Source organism: Frigidibacter sp. SD6-1 (genome assembly GCF_030143255.1).
Lineage (GTDB): Bacteria > Pseudomonadota > Alphaproteobacteria > Rhodobacterales > Rhodobacteraceae > TMP-24.
Genome location: NZ_JARJNR010000002.1, coordinates 84,110 through 109,630, shown reverse-complemented (window position 1 = coordinate 109,630; position 25,521 = coordinate 84,110). Strand labels below are relative to the sequence as shown.

The following is a 25,521-nucleotide window of genomic DNA, read 5'->3' as shown; positions in this document are numbered from 1 at the left end:
ACGCCCCGCGCCCCGGACTTGATCCGGGGCCTCTGCCTCGACACGAGGCCCCGGATCAAGTCCGGGGCGCGTATATCGGGCGGCACACTTTCAATCACTTCCGACGAGGCCACGATATGAGCACCCGTCTTGCCAGGGGCGGCCGTCTGATCGACCGGACGAAGCCCCTCAACTTCACCTTCAACGGCCGCCGGATGCAGGGCTACCGGGGCGACACGCTTGCTTCGGCGCTTCTCGGCGCCGACCAGATGCTGCTCGGCCGGTCGTTCAAGTACCACCGCCCGCGCGGGCTGGTGGCCTCCGGGGCGGAGGAGCCGAACGCGCTTGTCGGGCTTGGCGAGGGCAGCCGGTTCGAACCGAACCAGCGGGTGACCACTACCGAGCTTTTCGAAGGCGCCTCGGCCGCCAGCCAGAACCACTGGCCGAGCCTCGAGTTCGACGTGGGCGCCATCAACAACACGTTCGGCCGCTTCCTGCCGGGGGGCTTCTACTACAAGACCTTCATGTTCCCGCGTTTCGCCTGGAAACATCTGTTCGAGCCGGTGATCCGCCGCTCGGCGGGCCTCGGCAAGGTGCCGCAGGACCGCGACGCCGACCGTTATGAATATGCCTATGGCTTCGCCGATCTGGTCATCGTCGGCGGTGGCATCGCAGGTCTGGCCGCCGCCCTGCAGGCGGGCAAGGAGGGCAAGCGGGTATTGCTGATCGAACAGACCGCCCAGTGGGGTGGCCGCGCGCCGGTCGACGGGGTCGAGATCGACGGCAAGCCCGCCGACGAATGGGTGAAGAAGACCGTCGAAGCCCTTGGCAAGATGGCGAATGTCACGCTGCGCCTGCGCACCATGGCCTCGGGCCTTTACGATCACGGCTACCTTCTGGCCTACGAACGCATCGCCGACCATACTCCCGGCGACGGGCGCCCGCGCCACCGGCTGTGGCGCATCCGCGCGGGCCATGTGGTGACGGCGACGGGTGCGATCGAGCGCCCCCTCTCTTTCGCGGGCAACGATATTCCCGGCGTGATGCTGGCGGGTGCGGTCCGCGATTATGTGGTGAACTGGGCGGTCAGCCCCGGCGACCGCACCGTCGTGGTCACGAACAATGACGACGCCTATCGCACTGCGCTGGCGCTCGCCGATGCGGGGCTGATCGTGGTGGCCGTCATCGACGCCCGCACTTCGGTCAAGGGCGCGCTGCCTGACGCCGTGCGGGCCAAGGGCATCCGGGTGCTCGAAGGCCGCGGGATCGCGAAAGTGAAGGGATCAAAACGGGTTACCGGCGTTTCCGTATGTACCCAGGCGGGCGAGGGGGGCGAGATCGAGGCCATCACCTGCGATGCGGTTGCCATGTCGGGCGGCTGGTCGCCGGTCGTCCATCTCTGGTCGCATTGCGGCGGCAAGCTCATCTGGGACGATGCCCGCGCGATGTTCCGCCCGGATGCGGCGAAGCCGCCGACCGGCGACCAGGGCGAGGCGATGGTGACGGCCGTGGGTAGCGCCAACGGCGCGCTGACGGCGGACGAGGTGCTGGCGGATGTCGCCAGCCAGATCGGCGGCAAGGCCGCGAAGACCAACACGGTTGCCGAGGCGCCGCTGGAGCCCGTCTGGATCATGCCGCAGGGCGCGGGGCCGCAGCTGAAGATGAAGATGTGGCTCGACTATCAGAACGATGTGAAGGTCTCCGACGTTCAACTGGCCGCGCGCGAGGGTTACCACTCGGTCGAGCATACCAAGCGCTACACGACGCTCGGCATGGCGACCGATCAGGGGAAACTCTCGAACATCAACGGCTTGGCGGTGCTTTCGGATGCGCTCAGCCAGGCGATTCCCCAGACCGGCACCACCACCTTCCGTCCGCCCTACACGCCGATTTCGATGGGGGCGATCGCGGGCGAGGCACGCGGCGATATCTTCCAGCCGCTGCGCAAGACCCCGATGGACGAATGGCATGGGGCGAACGGCGCCTATTTCGAACCGGTGGGCCTCTGGCGGCGGACCTACTGCTACCAGCGCCCGGGCGAGAGCGTGCATGATGCCGTAAACCGCGAGATCGTGAATGCGCGGAGCAAGGTGGGCATGCTCGATGCCTCCACCCTCGGCAAGCTCATCGTCAAGGGATCGGACGCGGGCCGCTTCCTCGACATGCTCTATACCGGTGTCATGTCGACCCTGCCGGTCGGCAAATGCCGCTATGGGCTCATGTGCAACGAAAACGGCTTCCTGTCGGATGACGGCGTCGTCGTGCGCCTGTCAGAGGATACCTGGCTGTGCCACACGACCTCCGGCGGGGCCGACCGCATCCACGGCTGGATGGAAGACTGGTTGCAATGCGAATGGTGGGACTGGAAGGTCTATACCGCCAATGTGACCGAGGAATATGCCCAGATCGCCGTCGCCGGGCCGAACGCGCGCAAGGTTCTGGAAAAGCTCGGCGGCATGGATGTCTCGGCCGAGGGCCTACCCGCGATGGAATGGCGCGAAGGCTTGCTCGGCGGCCTCCGCGCACGGATCTACCGCATCTCCTTCTCAGGGGAGCTTTCCTACGAAATCGCTGTCCCGGCTTCCGAAGGGCTTGCCCTCTGGAAGGCGCTGATCGCGGCGGGCGAGGAATTCGGCGTTATGCCCTATGGCACCGAGGCCATGCATATCATGCGGGCCGAGAAGGGCTTCATCATGATCGGGGATGAGACTGATGGGACGGTGATCCCGCAGGACCTGAACCTGAACTGGGCGATTTCCAAGAAGAAGGCCGATTACCTCGGCAAGCGCGCGCAGGAACGCAGCCACATGGCCTCGCCCGACCGCTGGAAGCTGGTGGGGCTGGAAACGCTCGATGGTTCGGTGCTGCCGGATGGTGTCTATGCGGTGGCCGATGGCGTGAACGCCAACGGTCAGCGCAATGTGCAGGGCCGCGTCACCTCGACCTACTATTCGCCGACGCTGAAGAAAGGCATCGCGATGGGTCTGGTCAAACACGGGCCCGACCGGATGGGCGAGGTGATCGATTTCCCGGCCGACGGCGGCAAGGTCATCAAGGCGCGGATCGTCGATCAGGTCTTCTACGACAAGGAAGGGGCGAAGCAGAATGTCTGAGGCTGTCAGCGCACTTAACGGCAAAAGCTCCAGCGGTTTCGCCACGGTATCCGAGGCCGGGCTTCAGGGCATGATCACGCTCAGGGGGGACCTTAAGTCGGCCAAGCTGAAGAAGGCGGTCAAGGCCGCGACGGGCGTCGATGTGCCCGCCCAGCGCCGAATTGCCATTAAGGGCGACAAGGGCGCGGGCTGGATGAGCCCCGATGAGCTTCTCATTCTCGTGCCCTATGCGGACGCGCGCGCGACCGTCGAGGCCCTGACCAAGGCCCTGGACGGCGAGCATCATCTGGTGGCCGACGTCTCTGACGCCCGTGCCATGTTCCGGGTGAAGGGCGCGAAGGCGGATCAGGTGCTGATGAAGCTTTGCCCCGTCGATATCGCGACCCTCGCGGACGGCGAACTGCGCCGGACGCGCGCCGCGCAGGTTGCGGCGGCGCTGTGGAAATCGGAGACGGACGAATTCACGCTCGTCTCCTTCCGGTCGGTCGCGGGCTATGTCTTCGGCGCACTCGAGCTATCGGCGCGGCCCGGCAGCGAGATCTGCTGAGCCGCTGTCGCAGGGACTTTTCTGTCCGGGCGAAGATTCTTTCCGGTTGACCGTCTTCCCTGGCCGTGAAACCACTCGGCGAGTGAAATCTGCTGGAGGCGAGAATGGTGAGGATGGTCGTGGTTGCCTTTGTCGGCGCGGTGATCAGCGGCGGCGCGGCAATGGCTGCGAATTACGAGTGTCACATGAAGGTGGGCGGCAGCAATGACGTCATTCCCGAGATCATCCTGATCGAGCATGACGCCGCGAAGGGCGAAGCCATGGCGATCGATCCCTATATCAAGCACTATTATGGCAAGCCCATCCCCGCGCAGATTGTGGCCGATAATGCAAAACGCACGACCTTTGCCTGGAACTTCGAGAATATCGCCTCGACCGAGGGACCGAACATTCCGCGCGTGCGCGTGAAGCTGTCGATCATCAAGGCATCGCGCGAGGCCCATGCCACCGTGAGTTTCGGCTACGGCGATTCGACCAGCGGCTTTGGGACCTGCAAGGTCGAATAACACGGCGCAAGGGAACCATCCGGCCCCTCCCGGACTTGACCTTTACTCTCCCCCGGCCCTTAGTGCCGGGGCAATGACTCACGCGCGAAAGGATAGACCCATGGCCTTCACCCTTCCCGATCTTCCCTATGCCCACGATGCGCTGGCATCCCTCGGCATGTCGAAGGAAACGCTGGAATATCACCACGACCTGCACCACAAGGCCTATGTCGACAACGGCAACAAGCTGATCGCCGGGACCGAGTGGGAAGGCAAGTCGCTTGAGGATATCGTGCGCGGCACCTACTCTGCCGGGGCGGTCGCCCAGAACGGCATCTTCAACAATGCCAGCCAGCATTGGAACCACAACCAGTTCTGGGAGATGATGGGGCCGGGCGAGGCGAAGAAGATGCCGGGCGATCTGGAAAAGGCGCTGACCGAGTCGTTCGGGTCCGTCCAGAAGTTCAAGGACGATTTTGCGGCGGCTGGTGCGGGCCAGTTCGGTTCGGGCTGGTGCTGGCTGGTCAAGGACAAGGACGGCGCCTTGAAGGTCACCAAGACCGAGAACGGCGTCAATCCGCTGTGCTTCGGCCAGACCGCGCTTCTGGGCTGTGACGTGTGGGAACATTCCTACTACATCGACTTCCGCAACAAGCGCCCCGCTTACCTCACGAACTTCCTTGACAAGCTGGTGAACTGGGAAAACGTCGCCTCGCGCCTCTGACGTGATCACGCGGCGAACGCTTCTGAAGGGCCTGCTGGGAACCGTCCTGGCGGGCCTTTTCGTTGCGGCCTACGGGTTTTTCATCGAACCGGCGCTGCGGTTGCGCGTGCGCCGCTGGTCGCTGTCGCCCGTCGGCTGGCGGGGCGCGCCGCTGAAGGTCGCCATACTTGCCGATCTGCATATGGGCGAGCCTTTCGTCAGCCTGGCGCGGCTTGAGCGGATCGTCGCCCGGACCAATGCGCTTGGCGCCGACATGATCGTGGTGCTGGGCGACCTGGCTGCAGGTCATCACTTTGTGACGGCGAAGATACCTGTTGCGGAGACAGCACGCGTTCTGGCCGGCCTCAAGGCGCCCCTGGGTGTCCATGCGATCCTTGGCAATCACGACTGGTGGGACGACCGGGGGGCACAGCGGCGCGGCCACGGCCCGACCATCGCCGGTACGGAGCTCGAGGCGGCGGGGATTCCGGTTCTGTCCAACCGGGCCGTAAGGATCGCGCGCGAAGGTGGCGATTTCTGGCTCGCCGGGCTGGAGGATCAGCTTGCCATCGGGATCGGCAGGGGCCAGTTTCGCGGGCTCGACGATCTGGACGGCACGCTCGCGCAGGTGACCGACGATGCGCCGGTCATCCTTCTGGCGCACGAGCCCGACATATTCCCGAAGGTGCCCGGTCGCGTCTGCCTTACGCTCTCGGGCCATACCCACGGCGGGCAGGTGCGGTTCTTCGGCTGGTCGCCCGTCGTTCCCTCGCGCTATGGAAACCGCTATGCCTATGGTCACGTCCGCGAGGATGGACGCGATCTGGTCGTCTCCGGCGGCATCGGCTGTTCGATCCTGCCGGTCCGCTTCGGCGCGATGCCGGAAATCACCTTGGTTGAAGTGTCGTCGGGGCAATGATGCGGCTTGGTCGAGTTTTCCTTTGTCTTGTGGTCGCCAGCCGGTTTTCAGCTGCCGTCGCGCAAGACTGGATCACCCCCGAAACCTGCCGGGTCGCCACGCAGGAAACCGCCGTTTCGCCAGAGGCGGGCGCAGTTGCCGAGGCCGCCGCACTCATACCGAACGGGCAGGGGCGGCTCTGGCGCATCACGACGCCCGAAGGTGCGGTATCGCATCTTTGGGGCACGCTCCATTCGTCCGATCCCGCGATCCTCGACCTGCCGCCCGAGCTTGAGGCCGTTCTCGACGCGGCGCGCACAATCGTCCTCGAATCCGACCCGCGCGCGAAAAGCCGGACCGAGCTTGAAGAGCGTTTCCTGCAGGCGGGTCTCTGGCTCGCGCCCGAACATATGCCCTATGGCAAGCCCTATCTCGACGGGGCGGAGCGGGCCTGGGTCGAAGCGCGGATCGCGGGGATATTCCATGGCGCCGAGGCCTTTGATGCCCTGAGCGACGCAGGCCTCGCTTCCTATCTGATGACGGACCCTTGCGAGGATTTCGCGGCGGGCGCCCTGCCGGTGCAGGACCACCGGCTTCTTCTTTCCGCCGTCGAAGCGGGGGCGGAGGTCGGCGCGCTGGAAAGCTGGGATGCGCTGCCGGTCGAGCTGAGCCAGCCCGACCGGCGGGAGACGGCACAGGCCATCGTCCTGATCCAGGGCGCCTATCTCAACCCGGAAGGGTTCAGCGAGGCCCGCGCCCTGGCGTTCCGGCTCTACCGCGAGGGCCGTATCGGCGAGCTGATGGAATGGAACCGGCGCTATCTGTCCGGTGTCTTCGGCGCGGACGCTGCCGCAACGCTCCTGGCCCGCGCCGACGGCTATCTGATTGGCGAGCGGAACGACCTGTTCCTGCGACGGATGCAGAAATTCCTGGCGCCGGGCGGGGCGCTGGTTGCCGTGGGGGCCTTTCACCTGCCGGGTGAAACCGGGCTGGTCGCGCGGCTGCGGGAGGCAGGGTACAGGGTCGAACGGGTCGCCGTCAGGGGCGAGGCGGACTGACGCTCAGCTCCCAAGCGCGTTCGAGAGCGCGGCCTCTAGCGCCCCGGGATCGGCGACGACGGTCACGAAGCCCTTCAGGCTCGCATCCGCGAACCCTTCCGCGACGATCCGGTCGATGAGCGAAAGAAGCGGGTCCCAGTAACCGGCGCTGTTGAGGATGAAGATCGGCTTCTCATGCAGTCCGAGCTGGCGCCATGTCAGCACCTCGAAGAACTCGTCCAGCGACCCGCCGCCGCCGGGCAGCACCACGACCGCATCGGCATTCATGAACATGACCTTCTTGCGTTCGTGCATCGTCTCGGTGACGACGAAACTTGAGAGATCGCGCTTGCCCACTTCGCGCGCCAGAAGATGGGTGGGGATGACGCCGAACGTCTCGCCGCCCGCCGTCTGGGCGGCGCGTGCGACCTCGCCCATCAGGCCCACGTCGCCCGCGCCATAGACGAGCCGCCAGCCCTTCCGGGCGAGCATCCGCCCGACCGCATCCGCATCGGCCCTGTAGCGAGGATTGGCGCCGAAACGGGAGCCGCAATAGACGCAGACGGATTTTGCAACAGGGGGCATGAGATTTCCGGATCGGCGGAAGGCCGCTTTGACCCCTGATAGCGGCGTTGCTAGTCTTGCTCAAGCGCCGGGCTGGCGTTTGGCCGGGGGCGTTTGGAGCGGGGGCGGACGAACCCCCGGCCGGTTGACAGGGGAGACGGATCGATGACGGACGGAAACGGCGCGGGCGGATCGCGCTTTGGCGGCTGGGGATGGCTGATCGGCGCGGCGGCCGGGCTTGGGGTGGGCGCGCTCGTCTGGCTCTTTGCGCTTCAGCGGCAACCGGAGGCGCCGGTCGCCGACCCTCCCGCCACCGAGCAGACCGCCACCGAGCAGACCGCCACCGAGCAGACCGCCACCGAGCAGACCGCGACCGAGGCGCAACCGGTCGAGGAGAACGCAGAGGAAACCGCCGCCGCCCCGGAGGCGGTGAAGGTCGCGCCCAGTTTCGATACCGTGCGCGCGGAGACGGATGGAACCGTTCTGGTCGCGGGCGCGGCGGAGCCCGGTGCGCGGGTCGAGGTCATGGTCGATGCCACTGCAGCAGGGACGGCGGACGCCGACACCCAGGGCAAGTTCGCCGCGTTCCTGTCGCTCGGGCCTTCGGAAAAGCCGCGTGTGCTGACGCTGATGTCCGTGCTGCCCGACGGCACGCAGATCGCCTCTGCCGCGAGCGTGATCCTCGAACCGACGCCTGAGGCCGCGCCGGCCGCCGTCGCCGAAGCGCCGGGTGCCACCGAACCACCGGCCGAACCTGCCGCCGAACAGCCTGGAACCGAAACGACGGTGGCCGAGGCGACCGAATCGGGCGCGGGCAGTGTGGATGTGCTGGTCGCCGATGCCGAGGGTGTGACGAAGCTCACGCCCGAAATGCCGGTCCAGGGGGTCATCCTCGACACGGTTGGTTATGACGTGATCGGCAATGTCGACATCGCCGGTCGTGGCGAGGCGGGCCAGTTCGTGCGCATCTATGTGGACAATGACTTTCAGGTGACCGCGCCGGTCTCGGACAAGGGCAAATGGCGGGTCAAGATGTCGGGGATCGACGCGGGCGTGCATGATCTGCGCATCGACCAGATCGACGGGACGGGCAAGGTGACCTCACGGCTGGAACTGCCGTTCCAGCGCGAGGCGCCCGCCAAGGTCGCTGCCGCGACCGATGTGCCCGAGGCTCCGGCGGGCGCAGATGCCTCGGCGGAGCCGCCCGCGCCGGAGGCCCCGGCCGAGGCGCCCGCCCCTGCGACGGCATCGGTTGCCACCGAGGCGCCAGCCGAACCGGCGCCCGCCGCGCCGCCACCGGTGACCGAGGTGCGCGTCACCGTCCAGCCCGGCTTCACGCTCTGGCAGATAGCGCGCGAGAACTACGGCGACGGCGTGCTTTATGTCCGGGTGTATGAGGCCAACAAGGACCAGATCCGCGATCCCGACCTGATCTATCCCGGTCAGGTCTTCACGGTTCCGGCCGACGGCGGCTGACTGTTTCGTCCCGCCAGAGGCGGGCCGACCCGCCGGGAGGGCTCTGCCCTCCCGGACCCACCCGAGGTATTTCAGCCAAGATGAAGGGGAAAACGGAACCTGCGTTGGCGCGGTTGCGTGATCAGTTCTGGTGCCGGGAATGCCTTTCCGGATGGCGACAGCAGGCCGCGACTTCGGGATGGGCAGCGCAGCAGTCGTTCAGCACATAGCCGATCAGGCGGCCGAGGCCTGCGGTATCGGCAGCGTAGAAGACATTGCGGCTTTCGCGGCGGGCGGCGATCAGGCCTGCCTGTTCGAGAAGACCGAGATGGAAGGCCAGGCGCGAGGGTGTCGCGCCGAGGCGGCGGGCGAGATCGCCCTGCGTGAGGCCCGCGCGGCCCGCGCCGACGAGAATCCGCACGAGCGAAAGCCGCGTCTCGTGACCGAGGGCCTGTATGGCCGCAAGGGCTCGACTTTCCTCCATCGCTCAACTACTCATGAATCGTTGAATTGATCCTTGATAGCAACCGGGCGCCGGGTAATCAACCGGCGCAGGCAGCGGAGAGAAGAATGACGGATACCCGCAGAGCGGAGCGGCGAAGCGCGGCACGGACCTTGCGGCGCGTCGCACCTTACCTCTGGCCCGATGGCGAGGCCTGGGTGAAGCGGCGCATCGTTCTGTCGCTTCTGTCGCTGGTTCTGGCAAAGGTCGTGTCCGTTTCCACGCCGTTCTTCTACAAAGCGGCGGTCGATGCCCTGAATGGGGCGTCAAAGGGCGACCCGTCCTGGCTTCTGGCCTTCGGCGCGGTCGGGCTGACCATCGCCTATGGCCTCGCCCGGCTCGGCTCGGTCGGGTTCAACGAACTCAGGGATGCGATCTTCGTGCGGGTCGGGCAGCGGGCGCTGCGGAAGCTCGCGCTCGAGACCTTCACCCACATCCACCGCCTGTCGATGCGCTATCACATCACCCGCAAGACCGGCGGCCTCTCGCGCATCATCGAGCGGGGGGTGAAGGGCGTCGAATTCCTTCTGCGCTTCATGCTTCTGTCGATCGGGCCCTTGATCCTCGAACTCAGCATGGTCACCGTGATCTTCGCGCTTCTCTTCGACTGGCGCTATGCGGCGGTCGTGGTGATCACGATCGCGCTCTATGTGACCTATACGTTCAAGATCACCGAATGGCGGGTGAAGATCCGCCGCCAGATGAACGAACAGGACACGGATGCGAACCAGAAGGCGATCGACAGCCTTCTGAACTTCGAGACGGTGAAATATTTCGGCGCAGAGGCCTGGGAAGCGGCGCGCTATGATCGGGCGATGGAGGGCTATGAGAAGGCGGCGGTCAAGACAGGCCTCTCGCTCTCGGCCTTGAATTTCGGCCAGTCGCTGATCATCACCACCGGCCTTGTCATCGTGATGGTGATGGCGGCGATGGGCGTCCGGGCGGGCGCGCTGACGGTCGGCGATTTCGTGATGGTCAACGCCTATATGATCCAGATCACCATGCCCCTGAACTTCCTCGGGACGGTCTACCGCGAGATAAGGCAGGCGCTGACCGACATGGGCGAGATGTTCGATCTTCTCGACCAGCCGGCCGAGATCGTCGACCGGCCCGGCGCGCCCGCCTTGCAGGTCAGGGGCGGCGAGGTCGTGCTGGACAATGTGTGCTTCGGCTACGAGGCGGCGCGGCCGATCCTGAAGGGCGTCAGCCTAAAGATCGGCGCGGGCGAGACGGTGGCGATTGTCGGGCCCTCGGGCTCGGGCAAATCGACGATCGGGCGGCTGCTCTTCCGCTTCTATGACGTGACCGGCGGGGCGCTTCGCATTGACGGGCAGGATGTGCGCGAGGTCACGCAGGACAGCCTGCATCATCAGATCGGCGTCGTGCCGCAGGATACGGTGCTTTTCAACGACACGATCCTTTACAACATCGCTTACGGCCGCCCCGGGGCAGACCGGCAAGAGCTGATCGCGGCGGCGCAGGCGGCGAAGATCCATGATTTCATCATGTCGCTTCCCGATGGCTATGAGACGAAGGTCGGCGAGCGCGGGCTGAAACTGTCGGGGGGCGAGAAGCAGCGGGTGGGCATCGCCCGCACGATCCTCAAGAATCCGCCGATCCTGCTGCTGGACGAGGCGACGAGCGCGCTCGACACCCAGACCGAGCGCGATATCCAGGACAGTCTGGCGGCGATGGGGCAGGGGCGGACGGTGATCACCATCGCCCACAGGCTCTCCACCATCGCAGACGCCGACCGGATCGTGGTTCTGGACAAGGGCGAGGTGGCCGAAATGGGGCGGCATGAGGAGCTGCTGGCGCGGGGCGGCCGCTATGCGGCGATGTGGGCGCGGCAATCGGCCGAGGGCGAAGCAGAGGAAGCCGAGGTCCGGGCGGGCTAGCCCGGGCGCGAGCGCGCCTCCTCGGGCACTTCGTTTCTCGTCGCCGCGCGCCCCGGCGGACGAGGAGTGCACGAAGTGCTCGACGAGCCGCCTGTGCTGGCCCCGCCCGCTCTTGGCAATCTCGCGCGCTTGCGTGTAAGACGGGGCGAGGCATGTACGAGGGCGGACCGTGAGCGAGACCGACAGTTTCATCGACGAGGTGACCGAGGAAGTCCGCCGCGACCGGTTGTTCGCCCTTTTCCGCACATATGGCTGGATCGGCATCCTGGCGATCCTGATCCTTGTCGGCGGCGCTTCCTGGCGCGAATGGCAGAAGGCGCGGGCGGAAGCCGCCTCGCAATCGTTCGGCGATGCGCTGGTGGCGGCGCTCGGCCAGAACGAAGCCGCCGGGCGGGCGGATGCGCTTGCTTCCGTCGATGCGGGCGACGGCGCGACGCGCGCCGCTCTCAAGGCCTTTCTCGTCGCGTCCGAGGCCGAAGCGGCGGGCGACAGGGCGCGCGCGTTGGACGTGCTGCGCCCGATTGCCGAGGATGCGGCGGTTCCCGACACTTACCGCCAGCTCGCGAAGCTGAAATCGGTCCTCCTTGCCGGTTCCGCCATGGACGCGGCGCAGCGTGATGCGACGCTGGCCGAGCTGGCCCAGCCCGGCGCGCCGTTCCGGACGCTGGCGGTGGAACAACAGGCGATGGTATTGCTGGAGGCGGGCAGGCAGGACGAGGCGGTGACGCTTCTGAAATCGGTGGCCGAGGATGCGGAGGCGACCAGTGCGCAGATCGGCCGGGTCGGGCAGATATTGACGGCGCTCGGCGCCGGGGACCAACAGGGATAGTCCGGGCCGGGGCGGCCTTCGGCGCGCCCCGCAGCATCGGACGGACGGGCAGGAGAGGGCGGATGGCCGCGACATTGAAAACCACGACCGCGGTTCTGGCGCTTGGGGCGCTTCTCGCGGGCTGCGCCGAGAAGGAACTGGTGCTTGAAGGCCACCGCCAGGTGCCGCGCGAGGCGGTGATCGGCGGCGAGGCGACGGTGGCCGAGGATGCAGCGCCCCTTGGCGCGGGTGCGGCCCCGGTCGCGATCGCGCTGCCCGGGCAAAGCGGCGGCGACTGGACGCAGGTCGGCGGCAATGCGAGCCATGCGGGCGGCAATGCCGCCTATTCCGGCGCGCTGACCCCTGCATGGTCGGCCAAGGTCGGGTCGGGCGAGAGCCGCAAGAACCGGATCACGGCGGCGCCCGTCGTGGCGGGCGGACGCATCTTCACTCTCGACTCAGAGGAACATGTGACGGCGACCGGTACCAACGGGGGCGTCGTCTGGCAGGTCGACCTTACGCCAGCGGGCGAACGGGCGGGCGACGCGGCAGGCGGTGGTCTGGCGTTCGCTGACGGGCGGCTGTTCGTGACGACAGGTTTCGGCGAGCTTCTGGCGCTTGATCCCGCGACCGGGGCTGTCGCCTGGCGCCAGCGCTTCGAATCGCCGGTGGCGGGTGCCCCGGCGGCGGCGGGTGGCAAGGTCTTCGCCGTTGCGCGTGACGGGTCGGCCTGGGCGGTCGATGCGGCAAACGGCAAGGTCGCCTGGCAGATACCGGGGTCTTCCGCCCGTGCGGGCATCGTCGACGGGTCTGCGCCGGCAGTGTCGGGCGATACCGTGGTCTTCCCCTTCGCGACCGGCCAGCTTCTGGCCATCGACATCGCCGAAGGCACGCCGAAATGGCAGGGCTATGTGGCGGGCAAGCGGGTGGGGCGGGCCTATGCCTCCTATTCCGACCTGACCGGCGATCCGGTGATCGCGGGCGGAACGCTGGTCGCGGGCAGCGCCGCCGGGCGGCTCGGCGCCATCGAGATGGAAACCGGCAAGGTGCTCTGGTCGGCGCCGGACGGCGCGACGGGGGCAGCGGTCGTCGCAGGCGGGTCGGTCTTCTTCGTCAATGACGAAGATCAGCTGGTCAGGCTCGAGGCCGCGAGCGGTGCCGAAGTCTGGCGCGTGGACCTGCCCTATTTCACCAAGGACAAGGACAAGCGCCGCCGGGCGATTTACGCCCATCACGGGCCGGTTCTGGCGGGCGGGCGGTTGATCACCGCCTCGACCGACGGGTTGATCCGCGCCTTCGATCCTGCCTCGGGCAAGCTCGTCGGCACGGCTGAGATTTCGGGCGGCGCCGCATCCGGCCCGGTCGTCGCGGGTGGGACGCTGTATGTCCTGTCGAAATCCGGCACGCTTCACGCTTTCCGCTGAGAAGAAAGCCGTGTATGGGGGCGCCTTCCGAAGAAAGAACGCGCCATGAGTTTCACGCTTGCCATCGTCGGCCGGCCCAATGTCGGCAAATCCACCCTGTTCAACCGGCTGGTTGGTAAGAAGCTCGCGCTGGTCGATGACACGCCGGGCGTGACGCGCGACCTGCGCGAGGGCGAGGCGCGGCTGGGCGATCTGCGCTTTACCGTGATCGACAGCGCGGGGCTTGAGGATGTGACCGACGACAGCCTGCAGGGCCGGATGCGGCGTCTGACCGAGCGCGCGGTCGAGATGGCGGACATCTGCCTTTTCCTCGTCGACTCCCGTGCAGGCATCACCGCGACCGACCGGGTCTTTGCCGATATCCTGCGCAAGAAGAATGCCCATGTCATCCTCGCCGCCAACAAGGCCGAGGGCCGCGCGGCGGATGCGGGCGTGATCGAGGCCTGGGAGCTGGGGCTTGGCGAACCTGTCCGCCTCTCTGCCGAGCATGGCGAGGGGATGGACGAGCTTTACCATATCCTGCGACCCCATGCCGACGCCTTCGCCGAACGCGCCGCAGCGGATGCGCCGGAGGTGGATGTCGATATTGCCGAGGACGAAGGCGAGGACGCGCCCGTCCGGATGCCGACCGAGGCGAAACCGCTGCAGATCGCGGTGATCGGTCGGCCGAACGCCGGGAAATCGACGCTGATCAACAAGATCATCGGCGAGGACCGGCTTCTGACCGGGCCCGAGGCCGGGATCACCCGCGATGCGATCTCGGTCAAGTCGAGCTTCATGGGCACGCCGGTCAGGATCTTCGATACGGCAGGTATGCGGAAGAAGGCGCGGGTGACGGAGAAGCTGGAAAAGCTTTCGGTCTCTGACGGGCTGCGCGCCGTGCGCTTCGCCGAGGTTGTCGTGGTGCTTCTCGACGTCGGCATCCCGTTCGAGCAGCAGGACCTGCGCATCGCCGACTTCGCCGAGACGGAGGGTCGCGCCGTGGTGGTCGCTGCCAACAAGTGGGACCTCGAGGACGACAAGACCGAGAAGCTGAAGGAACTGCGCGAGGCGTTCGAACGGCTTCTGCCGCAGCTTCGGGGCGCCCCGCTCGTCACCGTCTCGGCCAAGACCGGCAAGGGGCTCGACCGGCTGCATGCGGCGATCCTGAAGGCCTATGACGTCTGGAACCGCCGCATCTCGACCGCGAAGCTGAACCAGTGGCTGGGCGCCATGACCGAGGCGCACCCGCCGCCCGCGCCGGGCGGCAAGCGGATCAAGCTGCGCTACATGACGCAGGTGAAGACACGGCCCCCGGCCTTCGTGGTGATGACCAACCATGCCGAGGACCTGCCGGAAAGCTATTCACGTTATCTGGTGAATGGCTTGCGCACCGATTTCGACATGCCGGGCACGCCGATCCGGCTGACCTTCCGCGATCAGGGCGACAAGAATCCCTACAAGAACAAGAAGTTCCACACGCCCTCGCGGCTGCGGAAACACAAGGAAGGCACGAACCGCCCCGATTACCGCAAGGGTTAGGGCCAGGCCTCGGCCAGGATCCAGTCGCGGCGCTCGATGAACTCGTTCTTCTGCAGAAGCTCCTCGATCCGCGCTGCATGGGCATTGCAGCAGGCCTCATGCAGGGCCATCAGGCCCGCGTCGCTTTCGTAGCGGTCGCGGTGATAGGTCTTGGCGCGGCTGAGGCGTGCGCCATAATCGCCTGACGCTTCCTCGTTCTTGTTGCGGACACGCCAGTAGGTGCGCGAAACCTGCTTCTTTGCCACCACCACGTCGCCCCGGTACATCTTGGCAAGATAGCTGTTCAGCGAACGCAGCGCAAAATGCTCCAGCCGCACCAGATCATAGGTACCGCGGCAATCAAGGCCGTTCTCGCTTCGGTCCGCGGGCAGCGTCTTCTGGTCGCGCCCCGATCCGTCAAGCCAGCGCAGCGGCCCTCGATCGGTGAACATGTCGGGGCGGTGATTGCGCAGCCGTTCGACCTTGTCCGACAATCGCACGATGCTCTTGACCCCGCGGCGCGACTTCATCTTGCCCGGGCGCATTGTCTGATGCATCGGGAAGAGATCGAGAAGCCAGCCGCGCTCATAGCCTTTCTGGCCGTTGGCGCCGTGATTGACTTCGGAGACCGATAGCGCGTCGAACGCACCGACCGCAGCGAAGAGATCGGCCAGCCATCCTTCGCCGACGCGGATGTTCAGAAACTCGTCGACATCCATCGAGATGAAGAAATCCGCCTCGCGCATTTGCTTCAGATGATGGGCATAGTTCAGCGCGGTCGGCTGGAAGGCGGTTTCGCCGGTGGACACGGCCGGGTTGGGCAGATGGAGCAGTTCGCCCATGTCATGCAGCCGGTCCAGCAGCCGGTCGGTGCCGTCAGTGCAATCGTTGGTGAAGACGACGAAATCGGTCACGCCGATGGACTTATGCCAGGCGAGCCACTCGAGGATGAAGGGGCCTTCGTCCTTCATGCAGGTGGCGATCAGGGTGCGGGGCGCCGCGATCGGCCATGTCCGGAAGCTCCGGTCGGGAAGCATTGACTGCATCAGTTGTCTTTCATCACGCGCACGCCTGCCGATCGCATCGCCCGAACGGACGCGCAGTGTGTCTGCGCGCGGCGTCCGGCGCGCTCGCCGTGATCGCAGCTCCGATCATGTTGCAACCCGTCACCACCATTTTCCCCAAGAAGACCGAGCCGACGGAACTGTCCGACGGAAGATGCTCCCGGTCAAGCGGCAGTCGCGCGCAGGCTCAGACAAGCTGTCCATCGGGTGTAAGCCGTGTCTTGCCGCCCAGCCAGGGTGACAGCGCCTGCGGCAGCACCACGCCGCCATCCTCGGTCTGGCCGTTTTCCAGAACCGCGATCAGGCAGCGCCCGACGGCAAGGCCCGAGCCGTTCAGGGTATGGACGAACTCCGGCTTGCCGCCGCCCTGCGGCCGGAAGCGCGCATTCATCCGCCGCGCCTGGAAATCGCCGCAGACCGAAACGGAGGAAATCTCGCGGTAGCAGTTCTGGCCAGGCAGCCAAACCTCCAGATCATGGGTCTTCTGCGCGCCAAACCCCATGTCGCCGGCGCAAAGGACGATGGTGCGGTAGGGCAGGCCCAGCCGTTCGAGCACCGCTTCGGCGCATTTCGTCATCCGCTCATGTTCGGCGAGCGAGGTGTCGGGCGTGGTGATCGACACCATCTCGACCTTCTCGAACTGGTGCTGGCGCAGCATGCCGGCCGTATCCTTGCCCGCGCTGCCTGCCTCCGACCGGAAGCACTGGGTGTGCGAGGTCATCCGGATCGGCAGCACCGCCTCGTCAAGGATATCGCCCGCCACCGTGTTGGTCAGCGTGACTTCCGACGTCGGGATCAGCCACCAGCCGTTGGTCGTCTGATAGCTGTCCTCGGCGAATTTCGGCAGCTGGTTGGTGCCATACATCGCCTCTTCCTTGACGAGGACCGGGGTCATCGTCTCGGTCAGGCCATGTTCGGTCGTGTGCAGGTCGAGCATGAACTGCGCGAGCGCCCGGTGGAGACGCGCGACCGCGCCCTTCAGGACGACGAAGCGGCTGCCGGAAAGCTTGGCGGCTGTCTCGAAATCCATCCCGGCCTTCACGCCCGCAATGTCGAAATGTTCGCGCGGCTGAAAGGCGAAGCTGCCGGGCGTACCCCAGCGGCGGATTTCCCTGTTGTCCTGCTCGTCCTTGCCGTCGGGGACCTCGTCCAGCGGCAGGTTGGGAATGGTCAGCAGAAGCTGGCGAAGTTCCTCGTCCTTGGCGCCCGCCTCTTCGCCCAGTCGCGCGATCTCGGCCTTCTTGTCGGCGACAAGCGCGCGCAGCCGCTCGAACTCTGCGTCATCGCCCCGCGCCTTGGCCGCGCCCACATCCTTGGACGCCGCGTTCTGCGCCGCCTGTGCGGTTTCGGCTGCGAGGATTTGCGCCCGCCGCGCCTCGTCGATCGCGAGGATCGCTTGCGACATCGCCTGCGACCCCGGGCGCCGCGTCAGGCGGCGGTCGAACTCGGCGGGATTGTCGCGGATGGCGCGGATGTCGTGCATGGGATCACCTGTCGATTGCGGCCCGATATATGCCCGATGGCGGCCCGGTTGAAAACCGCCAAAAAGACGCCCAGTCCGGGCGGTCGCGGACATGATGACCTTCGAACCTTCGTTGAGGCAAGGCCCTTCCGCGATCGGGTGGCTTCGCGTCAGGCTGTCACGGCGAAAACGGATAACCATCTGATTGGAAACGAATTAATTAACAATGTCCGGTTGTTTTTGTTCGTGAGATCTCTATCTTCACGCTTCCAGAGTGAGGAGAAGAACATGGCATCAAACGGCAAACCCGGCGGCGGGTTGACAGGCAACTTCAAGAACAACCTGTTGACGGGTGGCAGCAGCGCCGATCTGATCTCGGGCCTTGGCGGCAACGACACGCTGTCCGGCCTTGCGGGCAACGACACGCTTTATGGCGGTGACGGCAACGACCAGCTCTTCGGCGGTTCGGGCGATGACCGGCTGTTCGGCGATGCAGGCGACGACCGGCTGGACGCGGGCACCGGCAATGACACGGTCGATGGCGGAGCGGGCACCGACACGGCAATTCTGGCCGGGTCGCAAGGCGACTGGTCGGTCGAGCAGATCGACGCGACAACCGTCCGCCTGACCGGCGTCAATGGAACGACGGTCCTGACCAACGTCGAATATTTCACTTTCGCCGATGGCACGCTCGATTTTGCGCAACTGACTTATGTTCCGGTCCCGAACCTGGCAGCGGGTTCGATTAGCCTGTCCGACAGTTCACTTGCCCCGGGCGAGAGCGGTGTCGTCAACATCTCGGTCCTGTCGGACGGCGAAACGTCGGCCAGCGCCGGGCTTGTGCTCGAAATCATGCGGGCGGGCGACGGTGCGCTGGTCGCGACGGTTCCGCTGGCCGATATCGAGGGCCTTGCCGCCGGTGCAAGCCTCACCCGCAGCTTCGACCTCGCGGGCCTTAGCCTTGCGCCGGGCGATTATCTTGTCCGGGGCGTCGTCGACCCCGCCCAGACCCTCGCCGAGACCAGCGAAACCGACAATGCGACCGTCTGGGCGGCCTTTTCGGTCGAGGCGCCGGTCTTCGACCTCGCCATCAGCTCTCTCTCGGTCGATGCCTATGGCTCGGATTTCGACCGCAACGGCGGCGCCACCGTCGCGGTCGATGTAACGATCGCGAACGAAGGCAATGTGGGCAGCGGCGCGGCGAGCGTGAGCTTCTATCTTCGTCAGGGCGATCCGTCGGCGCCGTCGGCGATGATCCTGGTCGAGAGTATCGACCTGACGCTCGGCTCAGGCCAGACCGCGAACCTGCGTCATTATCTTGCCATACCGGCAACGGTCGCCGTCGGCGACTGGCAGGTGGTTGCTGTCGTCGGTCCTGCGACCGGAACCACGCCCGCCTATCCCGACCTCGACATGGCCGACAACAGCGCCGCAGTGACGGTCAGCCTCGTCGGCGGCGATATTTCGGGGACCGGCGCCGACGATCTGCTGTTCGGCACCGGCGCCGACGATCTGATCTTCGCGCTCGCTGGCAACGATACGATCGTCGCGAGCGCGGGCGATGACCGGGTCGACGGCGGGGCGGGTTCCGACCTGATCGACTATGCCGCCGCGACGGGCGGTCTGCTCCTCTACGAGCAGAACGGCGAGGTGCAGGTCCAGATCATGGAGGCCGGATATGGCGCCCGCGATACCGCTGTGGTCGCCGACACCCAGACCCTGCAAGGGGTCGAGGCGCTGCGCGGCAGCGCCTTCGGCGACTATATCGTTGCCGCCCGCACCGATCTGACGCTGGTCGAGGCGGGCGAGGGTGCGGATACGATCAGCGGCTCGGACGCCAATGACACCGTCTACGCAGGTACCGGCGACGATGTCGTCACCGGTATGCTCGGCGATGACCTCATCTTCCTCGGCGAGGGGGCCGACGTCTATTTCGCCAGCCGCCATGGCGCCAGCTGGGGCGCCGACGGCGGCCAGGACCGGATCGAGGATTTCGACCCGCTCGCCGACCGGCTGATCATCGGCTACAACCCCTACACCGAGACCTACGACCCGCTCGCCGATCTGAGCCAGTCGAGCGAAGGGGCGGTGCTGACCTACGCCAGCGGCGCGTCGATATTGCTCGCGGGCGTCGATCTCTCGCTCCTGCATGCCGGAAATGTCATGGCCTATCCCGAGGATATCCCGGTAGGCTGACGGGCGGATCGCCACAATGCACCTTCCCCGCCCCCGGCTCGGGAAGCCCGGTCCAGGGGCGGACCTTTCCTCAACGGCGCCTCTGGCCACTCATATTGCGATGATGAGGCGCTTGCCTCTTGCCCCGCCCGAACCGGCCCGCTAAACGGGTCAGCGGAGTGGTGGCCGAGTGGTCGAAGGCACACCCCTGCTAAGGGTGCAGGCGGGAAACCGTCTCGAGGGTTCGAATCCCTTCCACTCCGCCACAATAGTGAATTGATACTGAATGATTTTCCGGCACACCCACTGTGCCGGTACGTCGGGCCAGGGCCGATGGTGTTGGATTGCAGATGACCCGTTGGGCGGGTTCGCGACAGGAGGTCGGTCAACCGGCGCTTCGGGTTGCCGATCCGGCCGGTCGGTTCCGGTCCATGTCTGACGCAATCTCCCGCAGCAGCCTCTGCGCTATGGCGTGGGCTTCGGTGAAGCGTTGCGCCTTCAGCCAGATCATGCCGATGCGGATTGTCACATCGGGAATCTCAAGCGGCAGGATCGACGCCACTCCCAGATCGGCGAAATGCCGTGCAAGCGACTGAGCAATGAAGGCCACGGAATCGGTGAACTGCAATGTTCCCACACTTGCCATGGTCGACACGGTTTCGACGCGACGCGCAGATGGCGTCAGGCGATGCGCGGCCAGTATGGAATCGATGGGAAGGCGGGTGTTGGCGCTGCCCGGCGGCAGGACCATCGGGAACTGTGCGAGGTCTTCCCAGGTCGGACTGGCCTCTCGGGTCAGCGGATGGCCCTGACGTGTGGCCGCAACCATCGGATCCTCGATCAAAAGCTCACTGTCGAATTCGGCGGCAAGCGGTCCGTAAGGCAGAAGGCCGATTGCCAGATCGATGTCGCCTGCCCGCAAGGCGGGAAGAAGCGTGGCCATCGTGCCCTCGGTTATCTTGATCGTTGCCGAGGATGCGATTTCCTCGATCCGGCTGACGAGCCTTGGCACCAGAAGCACCGCCGCCACTGGCAGAATGCCAAGCGAAAGCCGGCCGACGCGGTTTTGATTGATGTCGAGCAATTCGCTTTGCGCGTCGTAAAGCTGGGACAGGACCTTGCGCGCATTGCGGATCAGCGCTGCTCCGGTCATGGTCGGTTCAATTCCGGTGTTCCGCCGATGAAAGAGCAATACGCCCAGCCCGGTCTCAAGACTGGCGAGGGTTTTCGACACTGCCGGCTGCGAGATGTTGAGGTAGGCCGACACCCGCCGCACGCTGCGATGATCGTCCAGCGCCACCAGAAGCCTCAGGTGCCGGATGTTCAGGCCGTGCCGGAAGAATTTCTCGATGTCTTCCATGGTCTCCTGCCGCGGAACGAACGGGTATGGATATAACCATAAAGTTATGTTTTGCCGCAAATCTTGTCAATTGACTTATAACTCTTCGCCGCCAAGGCTAGCGTCATGCCCACGAAACCGTTGCATGGGAAGGGCGAGGGGAGGAAGACATGGCAAACGACGCGCTGACCGACGCAAACCTTTATGACGATCCGTTTCCCGTCTATGCGCGGCTGCGCAGGGATGATCCGGTCGCCTATTTCGAGGACACCAAGGAATATCTGGTAACCCGGTTCGACGACTGCCGGACCGTCGGTTCGAAAGACAAGATATTCGGGCCCTCCGCGTCGCCCAATCGTCCGGAAGCGCGCGTCATGGGCCTGCCCAATGTTCTGAGCATGTCGGGGGAGGAACACACCTGCCTGCGCGAGGGGATCGACGCGAACCTGACGCCGGAACGGGTGCGGTCCTATGTGGACAAGCTGACACGCCCGGTCGTCCAGCGCTTTATCGACACGATCAGGGAACGCGGCGAAGCCAATCTTACGGCAGAGCTGTTCGAGCCGATCTCGGTTCGCTGTATCGGCGATGTGATCGGCCTGACCGAAACGACCAACGAAAACCTGGTCGAATGGTTTCACGCCATGGCGCTTGGCCTGCACAACGCCTCGAACGATCAGGCCGTGTGGGACCGGATGGACGCGGCGCTGGAAGACATCAACACGCAATTGGCGAAGCTTTACGACGCGGCGCTGGAAAAGCCGAACAATACGCTGATGAGCCATGTCATGTTCGGCGGAATGCCGGAGGGTAAGGTCCGTACCCTGCAAGAGATCGCGCCGACGATGCGCGTCATCATTCTGGGCGGCCTGCAAGAGCCGGGGCATGCAGCGGCAAATGCCTGCGCGGGTCTGCTGTCCAGCCCCGACCAGGCAAAGGCCATGGCGGACAATCCGTCCGAACATGCGCTGACCGCCTTCGATGAAGGCCTGCGCTGGATTGCCCCCATCGGCGTCACGCCGCGCGTCTCCCGAGAGGATTTCGAGCTTGCGGGCGTGAAGATCCCGGCCGGGTCGTCCGTCGCCATAGTCATGGGGTCGGCGAACCGGGACGAAAGCCGGTTCGAGAACGCCGATCGGTTCGACATGTTCCGCAAGAAGAAGCAGCATGTCAGCTTCGGCTTCCGCCCGCATTTCTGTTCGGGCCACTTCCTGTCGCGGGCGATGGGCGAAATCGCGCTGGAAGAAACCTTCAGGCAGCTGCCGAATCTCCGCCTCGACCCCGACAAGGAAGTTCAGGGCAAGGGCTGGCGCTTCCGCGGGGTCAGCGTTCTGCCGGCAAAATGGGATGCGTGATGCCTTCGATTGTCTGTCGTTCCGGCCGTTGCACGACGGCGCCGCAGCGGGTCTTTTGCGATGCCTAGTCATTACGATTGCATCATCGTCGGTGCGGGCCATGGCGGCGCGCAATCCGCGGTCGCATTGCGCGATGCCGGCTATTCGGGGTCGATTGCGCTGATCGGCGCGGAACCGGAGGTTCCGTACGACCGGCCGTCCCTGTCGAAGGAATACCTGGCCGGGAAGAAAAGCTTTGAACGGATGCAGCTTCGGCCGACCGACTTCTGGGAAAGCCGCAGTATCGACCTTCTGCCGGACCGGCGGGTGACAGCCGTCGATGCGGTGAGAAAGACCGTCGCGACCGCTGACAGCTCCATCTATTCCTACGACCGACTGATCTGGGCGACGGGCGGCGAGCCGCGCCGGCTGACCTGCGTCGGCAGCGACCTGTCGGGCATCTTCTATATCCGCAACAAGGCCGACTGCGACGCGCTGATGGCGGCGTTGCCATATGCCCGCAAGACGGTCGTCGTGGGAGGGGGCTATATCGGCCTGGAAGCGGCGGCGGTACTGCGCGAACTTGGCAAGGACGTGACGCTGGTCGAGGCCAAGGACCGCGTGCTGGCGCGCGTCGCGGGGGAATACATCTCTCGCTTCTATGAAGCGGAGCATCGCCGGCATGGCGTGCACATCAAGCTGGGCACGGGGCTTTCGCATTTCACCGGCAGGGCAGGCCGTCTGGAAGGCCTGGTGCTGGACACGGGCGAGATCCTGCCTGCCGATCTGGCAATTGTCGGGGTCGGCATCATTCCGGCCGTCCAGCCGCTGCTGGCCGCTGGCGCCGAGGGCGGGAACGGTGTCGATGTGGATGAGTTTTGCCGCACCAGCCTGCCCGACGTCTATTGCGTCGGCGACTGCGCCTGCATGCGCATCGGGCAGGGTCTGCGGATCGAGTCGCTGCAAAACGCCAATGATCAGGCGACCGTCGCCGCAAAGGCCATTGCCGGGAACGCGGTGCCTTACCGTGCAACGCCCTGGTTCTGGTCCAACCAGTACGATCTGCGGCTGCAAACCGTGGGGCTGAGTGCCGGGCATGATGAAACCGTGATCCGCGGCAATCCGGAAGAGCGACGCTTCAGCGTCGTCTATCTCAGGCGCGGTACGGTGATCGCCCTCGACTGCATCAATTCGCCGAAGGACTGCATGCAGGGCCGCAAGCTGGTGGAGGCCGGGCTTGGCGCCGCGCCTGCCGTCCTGGCGACGGTGGAGACATTGAAGGAACTGCTTTTGCACGATGCCTAGGCGCAAGATATCGGAAGGAGATCGACACGGAATGGCTACGATCAATGTCAAGACGCGTGACGGAACGCGCAATCAGTTCGAAGGAACGATAGGCCTTTCACTGATGGAGAACATCCGCAACAGCGGACATGAGGAATTGCTGGCGATGTGCGGCGGTTGCCTGTCCTGTGCAACCTGCCACATCTATGTCGAGAGCATTCCGGCCGGAGCGAGCCTGCCGGACCTGTCGAGAGACGAGCGGAATTTTCTCGACGGGCTGGATTTTCGCAAGCCCGAGTCGCGGCTTGCCTGCCAGATCCCCTTTTCGGCCGCTCTGAACGGCATCGAAGTGATGATCGCGCCAGAGGAATAGGCCCCTTCCCGGCATTTGCGAAACCTTTCAGCTTCACGACCGGTACCCGATCCGGGTTGCGCCCCGCAGGAGTTCCGCCTGCGGGGCGCTTGGTGCGGGGGCCTTACTGGCGGACGGCCTCAACGTCGATCTTGACGGCGATACCGGGACCGAGGCCGAATTCGGTCATCTTGGTGATGCCGAAGTCCGTCCCGTTGATGTCGACCGCCGTCGAGAACCCCGAGACGACAACATTGGGGTCCCAGGGCAGCGGCTGTTCGGCATTCCAGGTCACGTCCAGCACCACTTCTTTCGTCATGCCGACGAGGGTGAGATCGCCGGTGACCCGGCCGGTCCGTTCGCCGGTCTTTTCGACTGAGCTCGATTTGAAGGTGATCGTCGGGAATTCCTCGACATTGAGGAAGTCGGGGCTGCGCAGGTGTTCGTCCCGGTCCGCCAGATTTGTGTCGACGCTGGCGGCGTCGATTTCGAAGCTGACGGAACTGTTGGTGACGTCATCCTGATCGAAGACGATCTCGCCGCTGACAGTGCGGAAAATCCCGTGGGCCGAGGACCAGCCTGCATGATTGGTCGAGAAGGTCACCCAGGCATGTCGGGGATCGACCTTGTAGCTGTCTGCGGCGATCGCGGGCAGGGTGAATGCCGCAAGGGCGGCTGCGATTGCGAGTGTTGATAGAGGTTTCATGGTCTTCCTTTCGATTTCCGTTGTGAGGGCGTGGTGCCGGGTGTCAGTCGAGACGCGTCCAGGTTCCAGTGAGGTTCAGGAAGGTCCGGTCCGGAAGCGTGATGGAGGAATAGAGCGTGTCATTCTCGAAATCCTCGACATGGGTGACGGTCAGGCCGTCGGCCTCGCGCCAGGTCACCATGTAGACGCCGGGGCGGATATAGGTTGCCTGATAGGTTTCGGTCTTGGCGACGGCATCGAAATCCTCGGCGGCGAACGGCGCCCAGCGGAAGGTCGTGCCATCGGCGTCGAAGGCGACCCGGAAGACAGGATCGCCAAAGTCGGCCTTGTAGACATGGCCGACCGCGGGATAGGGGGCCTCCTCGGCCAAGGCCGGAAGGGCAAGCGCCATCAGGGTCGCGGCGGCCGCGAGGCTCGATCTGAGTGTCATGATGTGTCCTTTTGATCTGGTTTGCCGGGTTGGACCGCTTTCGGCAGCGGTCCGATATGGAGCGCGACCTCAGTCCAGGCGCGTCCACTTTCCGGTGAAGGTGAAGAACTGGGTGTCGGGAAGTGTCAGCGCGGAATGCACCGTGTCATTCTCGAAATCCTCGACATGCGTGACGGTGATGCCGTCAGCCTCCTGCCAGGTCACCAGGAAGACGCCCGGGCGGATATAGGTCGCCTTGTAGGCCACCGGTGGGGTATCCTCGAAATTCTCGGCGTCGAAGGGTGCGGTGCGCATCGTCTTGCCATCCGCATCGAAGGCGGTGCGGAAAACCATGTCGCCATAGTCGGACTTGTAGGTGTGGCCGATGGCGGGATAGGGGGTCTCGGCCAGGGTCGGCAGCGCGAAAGCCATCAGGGCCGCGGCGGTTGCGATCATTGATTGCAGTCTCATGTCAGTCCCTTT

The 25,521-nt window shown here is 65.3% G+C and carries 23 protein-coding genes and 1 tRNA gene; 16 read left to right on the top strand and 8 right to left on the bottom strand.

Annotation, left to right across the window (positions count from 1 at the left end):
• The first annotated feature begins 116 nt into the window (after nucleotides 1–116).
• From P0645_RS05015 to P0645_RS04990, 6 genes are all read left to right on the top strand, one after another.
• Complete coding sequence (locus P0645_RS05015; RefSeq protein WP_284163477.1) at nucleotides 117–3,092, top strand: sarcosine oxidase subunit alpha family protein; 2,976 nt, start codon at nucleotides 117–119, stop codon at nucleotides 3,090–3,092.
• Nucleotides 3,085–3,639, top strand: a complete 555-nt coding sequence (locus tag P0645_RS05010) for a sarcosine oxidase subunit gamma (protein WP_284163476.1) — start codon at nucleotides 3,085–3,087, stop codon at nucleotides 3,637–3,639. The genes P0645_RS05015 and P0645_RS05010 overlap by 8 nt, the downstream gene beginning before the upstream one ends.
• A gap of 104 nt (nucleotides 3,640–3,743) precedes the next feature.
• A complete protein-coding gene (locus P0645_RS05005) occupies nucleotides 3,744–4,145 on the top strand; it encodes a hypothetical protein (RefSeq protein ID WP_284163475.1) in 402 nt (133 codons plus the stop codon).
• A 100-nt stretch (nucleotides 4,146–4,245) separates the two neighbouring features.
• The gene (locus P0645_RS05000; RefSeq protein ID WP_284163474.1) at nucleotides 4,246–4,848 is read left to right on the top strand and encodes a superoxide dismutase; all 603 of its coding nucleotides are present in this window, start codon (nucleotides 4,246–4,248) and stop codon (nucleotides 4,846–4,848) included.
• Between the two features lies 1 nt (nucleotide 4,849).
• A complete protein-coding gene (locus P0645_RS04995; RefSeq protein WP_284163473.1) occupies nucleotides 4,850–5,746 on the top strand; it encodes a metallophosphoesterase in 897 nt (298 codons plus the stop codon).
• Nucleotides 5,746–6,783 carry a TraB/GumN family protein gene (locus tag P0645_RS04990; RefSeq protein ID WP_284163472.1) on the top strand — a complete coding sequence of 346 codons (1,038 nt, stop codon included), beginning with the start codon at nucleotides 5,746–5,748 and terminating at the stop codon, nucleotides 6,781–6,783. The genes P0645_RS04995 and P0645_RS04990 overlap by 1 nt, the downstream gene beginning before the upstream one ends.
• Nucleotides 6,784–6,786: 3 nt before the next feature.
• Here P0645_RS04990 and P0645_RS04985 read toward each other — a convergent pair whose 3' ends face one another.
• A complete protein-coding gene (locus P0645_RS04985) occupies nucleotides 6,787–7,347 on the bottom strand; it encodes an LOG family protein (protein ID WP_284163471.1) in 561 nt (186 codons plus the stop codon).
• 144 nt (nucleotides 7,348–7,491) lie between these two features.
• On the opposite strand from P0645_RS04985, the gene P0645_RS04980 reads away from it, so the two are divergent.
• Entirely contained in the window at nucleotides 7,492–8,802 is a 1,311-nt protein-coding gene (locus P0645_RS04980; RefSeq protein WP_284163470.1) for a LysM peptidoglycan-binding domain-containing protein, read from the top strand.
• Between the two features lie 121 nt (nucleotides 8,803–8,923).
• Here P0645_RS04980 and P0645_RS04975 read toward each other — a convergent pair whose 3' ends face one another.
• The gene (locus P0645_RS04975; protein WP_284163469.1) at nucleotides 8,924–9,265 is read right to left on the bottom strand and encodes an ArsR/SmtB family transcription factor; all 342 of its coding nucleotides are present in this window, start codon (nucleotides 9,263–9,265) and stop codon (nucleotides 8,924–8,926) included.
• Between the two features lie 86 nt (nucleotides 9,266–9,351).
• Between P0645_RS04975 and P0645_RS04970 the strand changes: the two genes are divergently transcribed.
• From P0645_RS04970 to der, 4 genes are all read left to right on the top strand, one after another.
• Nucleotides 9,352–11,181, top strand: a complete 1,830-nt coding sequence (locus tag P0645_RS04970) for an ABCB family ABC transporter ATP-binding protein/permease (RefSeq protein ID WP_284163468.1) — start codon at nucleotides 9,352–9,354, stop codon at nucleotides 11,179–11,181.
• Nucleotides 11,182–11,350: 169 nt separating this feature from the next.
• Nucleotides 11,351–12,010 (top strand): tetratricopeptide repeat protein, encoded by a 660-nt coding sequence (locus P0645_RS04965; protein ID WP_284163467.1) that lies wholly within the window; start codon nucleotides 11,351–11,353, stop codon nucleotides 12,008–12,010.
• A gap of 62 nt (nucleotides 12,011–12,072) precedes the next feature.
• A complete protein-coding gene (locus P0645_RS04960; protein WP_284163466.1) occupies nucleotides 12,073–13,413 on the top strand; it encodes an outer membrane protein assembly factor BamB family protein in 1,341 nt (446 codons plus the stop codon).
• A 45-nt stretch (nucleotides 13,414–13,458) separates the two neighbouring features.
• Complete coding sequence (gene der, locus P0645_RS04955; protein WP_284163465.1) at nucleotides 13,459–14,934, top strand: ribosome biogenesis GTPase Der; 1,476 nt, start codon at nucleotides 13,459–13,461, stop codon at nucleotides 14,932–14,934.
• On the opposite strand, the gene P0645_RS04950 is transcribed toward der, so the two are convergent.
• Together P0645_RS04950 and serS are read right to left on the bottom strand one after the other, a co-directional pair.
• Complete coding sequence (locus P0645_RS04950) at nucleotides 14,931–15,959, bottom strand: glycosyltransferase family 2 protein (protein WP_284163464.1); 1,029 nt, start codon at nucleotides 15,957–15,959, stop codon at nucleotides 14,931–14,933. The two genes, der and P0645_RS04950, sit on opposite strands and share 4 nt — an antisense overlap.
• A gap of 205 nt (nucleotides 15,960–16,164) precedes the next feature.
• Nucleotides 16,165–17,460 (bottom strand): serine--tRNA ligase, encoded by a 1,296-nt coding sequence (gene serS / locus P0645_RS04945; protein WP_284163463.1) that lies wholly within the window; start codon nucleotides 17,458–17,460, stop codon nucleotides 16,165–16,167.
• A gap of 267 nt (nucleotides 17,461–17,727) precedes the next feature.
• On the opposite strand from serS, the gene P0645_RS04940 reads away from it, so the two are divergent.
• Both P0645_RS04940 and P0645_RS04935 read left to right on the top strand, forming a co-directional pair.
• Nucleotides 17,728–19,635 carry a hypothetical protein gene (locus P0645_RS04940; RefSeq protein WP_284163462.1) on the top strand — a complete coding sequence of 636 codons (1,908 nt, stop codon included), beginning with the start codon at nucleotides 17,728–17,730 and terminating at the stop codon, nucleotides 19,633–19,635.
• A 155-nt stretch (nucleotides 19,636–19,790) separates the two neighbouring features.
• A tRNA-Ser gene (locus P0645_RS04935) sits at nucleotides 19,791–19,880 on the top strand.
• Between the two features lie 119 nt (nucleotides 19,881–19,999).
• Here the strand turns inward: P0645_RS04935 and P0645_RS04930 are convergent.
• On the bottom strand, nucleotides 20,000–20,974 hold the full coding sequence (locus P0645_RS04930) for a LysR substrate-binding domain-containing protein (RefSeq protein WP_284163461.1): 975 nt from the start codon (nucleotides 20,972–20,974) through the stop codon (nucleotides 20,000–20,002).
• Between the two features lie 149 nt (nucleotides 20,975–21,123).
• On the opposite strand from P0645_RS04930, the gene P0645_RS04925 reads away from it, so the two are divergent.
• From P0645_RS04925 to P0645_RS04915, 3 genes are read left to right on the top strand one after another with little or no spacing between them, the layout of a single operon-like run.
• Nucleotides 21,124–22,308, top strand: coding sequence for a cytochrome P450 (locus tag P0645_RS04925; protein WP_284163460.1), 1,185 nt, complete (start codon nucleotides 21,124–21,126; stop codon nucleotides 22,306–22,308).
• A gap of 60 nt (nucleotides 22,309–22,368) precedes the next feature.
• On the top strand, nucleotides 22,369–23,592 hold the full coding sequence (locus P0645_RS04920; RefSeq protein WP_284163459.1) for an NAD(P)/FAD-dependent oxidoreductase: 1,224 nt from the start codon (nucleotides 22,369–22,371) through the stop codon (nucleotides 23,590–23,592).
• A gap of 31 nt (nucleotides 23,593–23,623) precedes the next feature.
• Nucleotides 23,624–23,944: a 2Fe-2S iron-sulfur cluster-binding protein gene (locus P0645_RS04915; RefSeq protein WP_284163458.1), complete on the top strand. Its 321-nt coding sequence runs from the start codon at nucleotides 23,624–23,626 to the stop codon at nucleotides 23,942–23,944.
• Nucleotides 23,945–24,047: 103 nt separating this feature from the next.
• Here P0645_RS04915 and P0645_RS04910 read toward each other — a convergent pair whose 3' ends face one another.
• The 3 genes from P0645_RS04910 to P0645_RS04900 all read right to left on the bottom strand — a co-directional run bounded on the left by P0645_RS04910 (nucleotide 24,048) and on the right by P0645_RS04900 (nucleotide 25,509).
• On the bottom strand, nucleotides 24,048–24,629 hold the full coding sequence (locus tag P0645_RS04910) for a YceI family protein (RefSeq protein WP_284163457.1): 582 nt from the start codon (nucleotides 24,627–24,629) through the stop codon (nucleotides 24,048–24,050).
• A gap of 43 nt (nucleotides 24,630–24,672) precedes the next feature.
• On the bottom strand, nucleotides 24,673–25,059 hold the full coding sequence (locus P0645_RS04905) for a MoaF-related domain-containing protein (protein WP_284163456.1): 387 nt from the start codon (nucleotides 25,057–25,059) through the stop codon (nucleotides 24,673–24,675).
• Nucleotides 25,060–25,128: 69 nt separating this feature from the next.
• On the bottom strand, nucleotides 25,129–25,509 hold the full coding sequence (locus P0645_RS04900) for a MoaF-related domain-containing protein (protein WP_284163455.1): 381 nt from the start codon (nucleotides 25,507–25,509) through the stop codon (nucleotides 25,129–25,131).
• Nucleotides 25,510–25,521 lie beyond the last annotated feature (12 nt).

Excerpts from the sequence above, each read along its gene's own strand:
- P0645_RS04905 (WP_284163456.1), bottom strand. The coding sequence starts at position 25,059 with ATGACACTCAGATCGAGCCTCGCGGCCGCCGCGACCCTGATGGCGCTT.
- P0645_RS04960 (WP_284163466.1), top strand. The coding sequence starts at position 12,073 with ATGGCCGCGACATTGAAAACCACGACCGCGGTTCTGGCGCTTGGGGCG.
- P0645_RS04920 (WP_284163459.1), top strand. The coding sequence starts at position 22,369 with ATGCCTAGTCATTACGATTGCATCATCGTCGGTGCGGGCCATGGCGGC.
- P0645_RS04940 (WP_284163462.1), top strand. The coding sequence starts at position 17,728 with ATGGCATCAAACGGCAAACCCGGCGGCGGGTTGACAGGCAACTTCAAG.
- P0645_RS04990 (WP_284163472.1), top strand. The coding sequence starts at position 5,746 with ATGCGGCTTGGTCGAGTTTTCCTTTGTCTTGTGGTCGCCAGCCGGTTT.
- serS (WP_284163463.1), bottom strand. The coding sequence starts at position 17,460 with ATGCACGACATCCGCGCCATCCGCGACAATCCCGCCGAGTTCGACCGC.
- P0645_RS04970 (WP_284163468.1), top strand. The coding sequence starts at position 9,352 with ATGACGGATACCCGCAGAGCGGAGCGGCGAAGCGCGGCACGGACCTTG.
- P0645_RS04930 (WP_284163461.1), bottom strand. The coding sequence starts at position 20,974 with ATGGAAGACATCGAGAAATTCTTCCGGCACGGCCTGAACATCCGGCAC.
- P0645_RS04975 (WP_284163469.1), bottom strand. The coding sequence starts at position 9,265 with ATGGAGGAAAGTCGAGCCCTTGCGGCCATACAGGCCCTCGGTCACGAG.
- P0645_RS05015 (WP_284163477.1), top strand. The coding sequence starts at position 117 with ATGAGCACCCGTCTTGCCAGGGGCGGCCGTCTGATCGACCGGACGAAG.
- P0645_RS04985 (WP_284163471.1), bottom strand. The coding sequence starts at position 7,347 with ATGCCCCCTGTTGCAAAATCCGTCTGCGTCTATTGCGGCTCCCGTTTC.
- P0645_RS05000 (WP_284163474.1), top strand. The coding sequence starts at position 4,246 with ATGGCCTTCACCCTTCCCGATCTTCCCTATGCCCACGATGCGCTGGCA.
- P0645_RS04950 (WP_284163464.1), bottom strand. The coding sequence starts at position 15,959 with ATGCAGTCAATGCTTCCCGACCGGAGCTTCCGGACATGGCCGATCGCG.
- P0645_RS04980 (WP_284163470.1), top strand. The coding sequence starts at position 7,492 with ATGACGGACGGAAACGGCGCGGGCGGATCGCGCTTTGGCGGCTGGGGA.
- P0645_RS04925 (WP_284163460.1), top strand. The coding sequence starts at position 21,124 with ATGGCAAACGACGCGCTGACCGACGCAAACCTTTATGACGATCCGTTT.
- der (WP_284163465.1), top strand. The coding sequence starts at position 13,459 with ATGAGTTTCACGCTTGCCATCGTCGGCCGGCCCAATGTCGGCAAATCC.
- P0645_RS04910 (WP_284163457.1), bottom strand. The coding sequence starts at position 24,629 with ATGAAACCTCTATCAACACTCGCAATCGCAGCCGCCCTTGCGGCATTC.
- P0645_RS04900 (WP_284163455.1), bottom strand. The coding sequence starts at position 25,509 with ATGAGACTGCAATCAATGATCGCAACCGCCGCGGCCCTGATGGCTTTC.
- P0645_RS05010 (WP_284163476.1), top strand. The coding sequence starts at position 3,085 with ATGTCTGAGGCTGTCAGCGCACTTAACGGCAAAAGCTCCAGCGGTTTC.
- P0645_RS04915 (WP_284163458.1), top strand. The coding sequence starts at position 23,624 with ATGGCTACGATCAATGTCAAGACGCGTGACGGAACGCGCAATCAGTTC.
- P0645_RS05005 (WP_284163475.1), top strand. The coding sequence starts at position 3,744 with ATGGTGAGGATGGTCGTGGTTGCCTTTGTCGGCGCGGTGATCAGCGGC.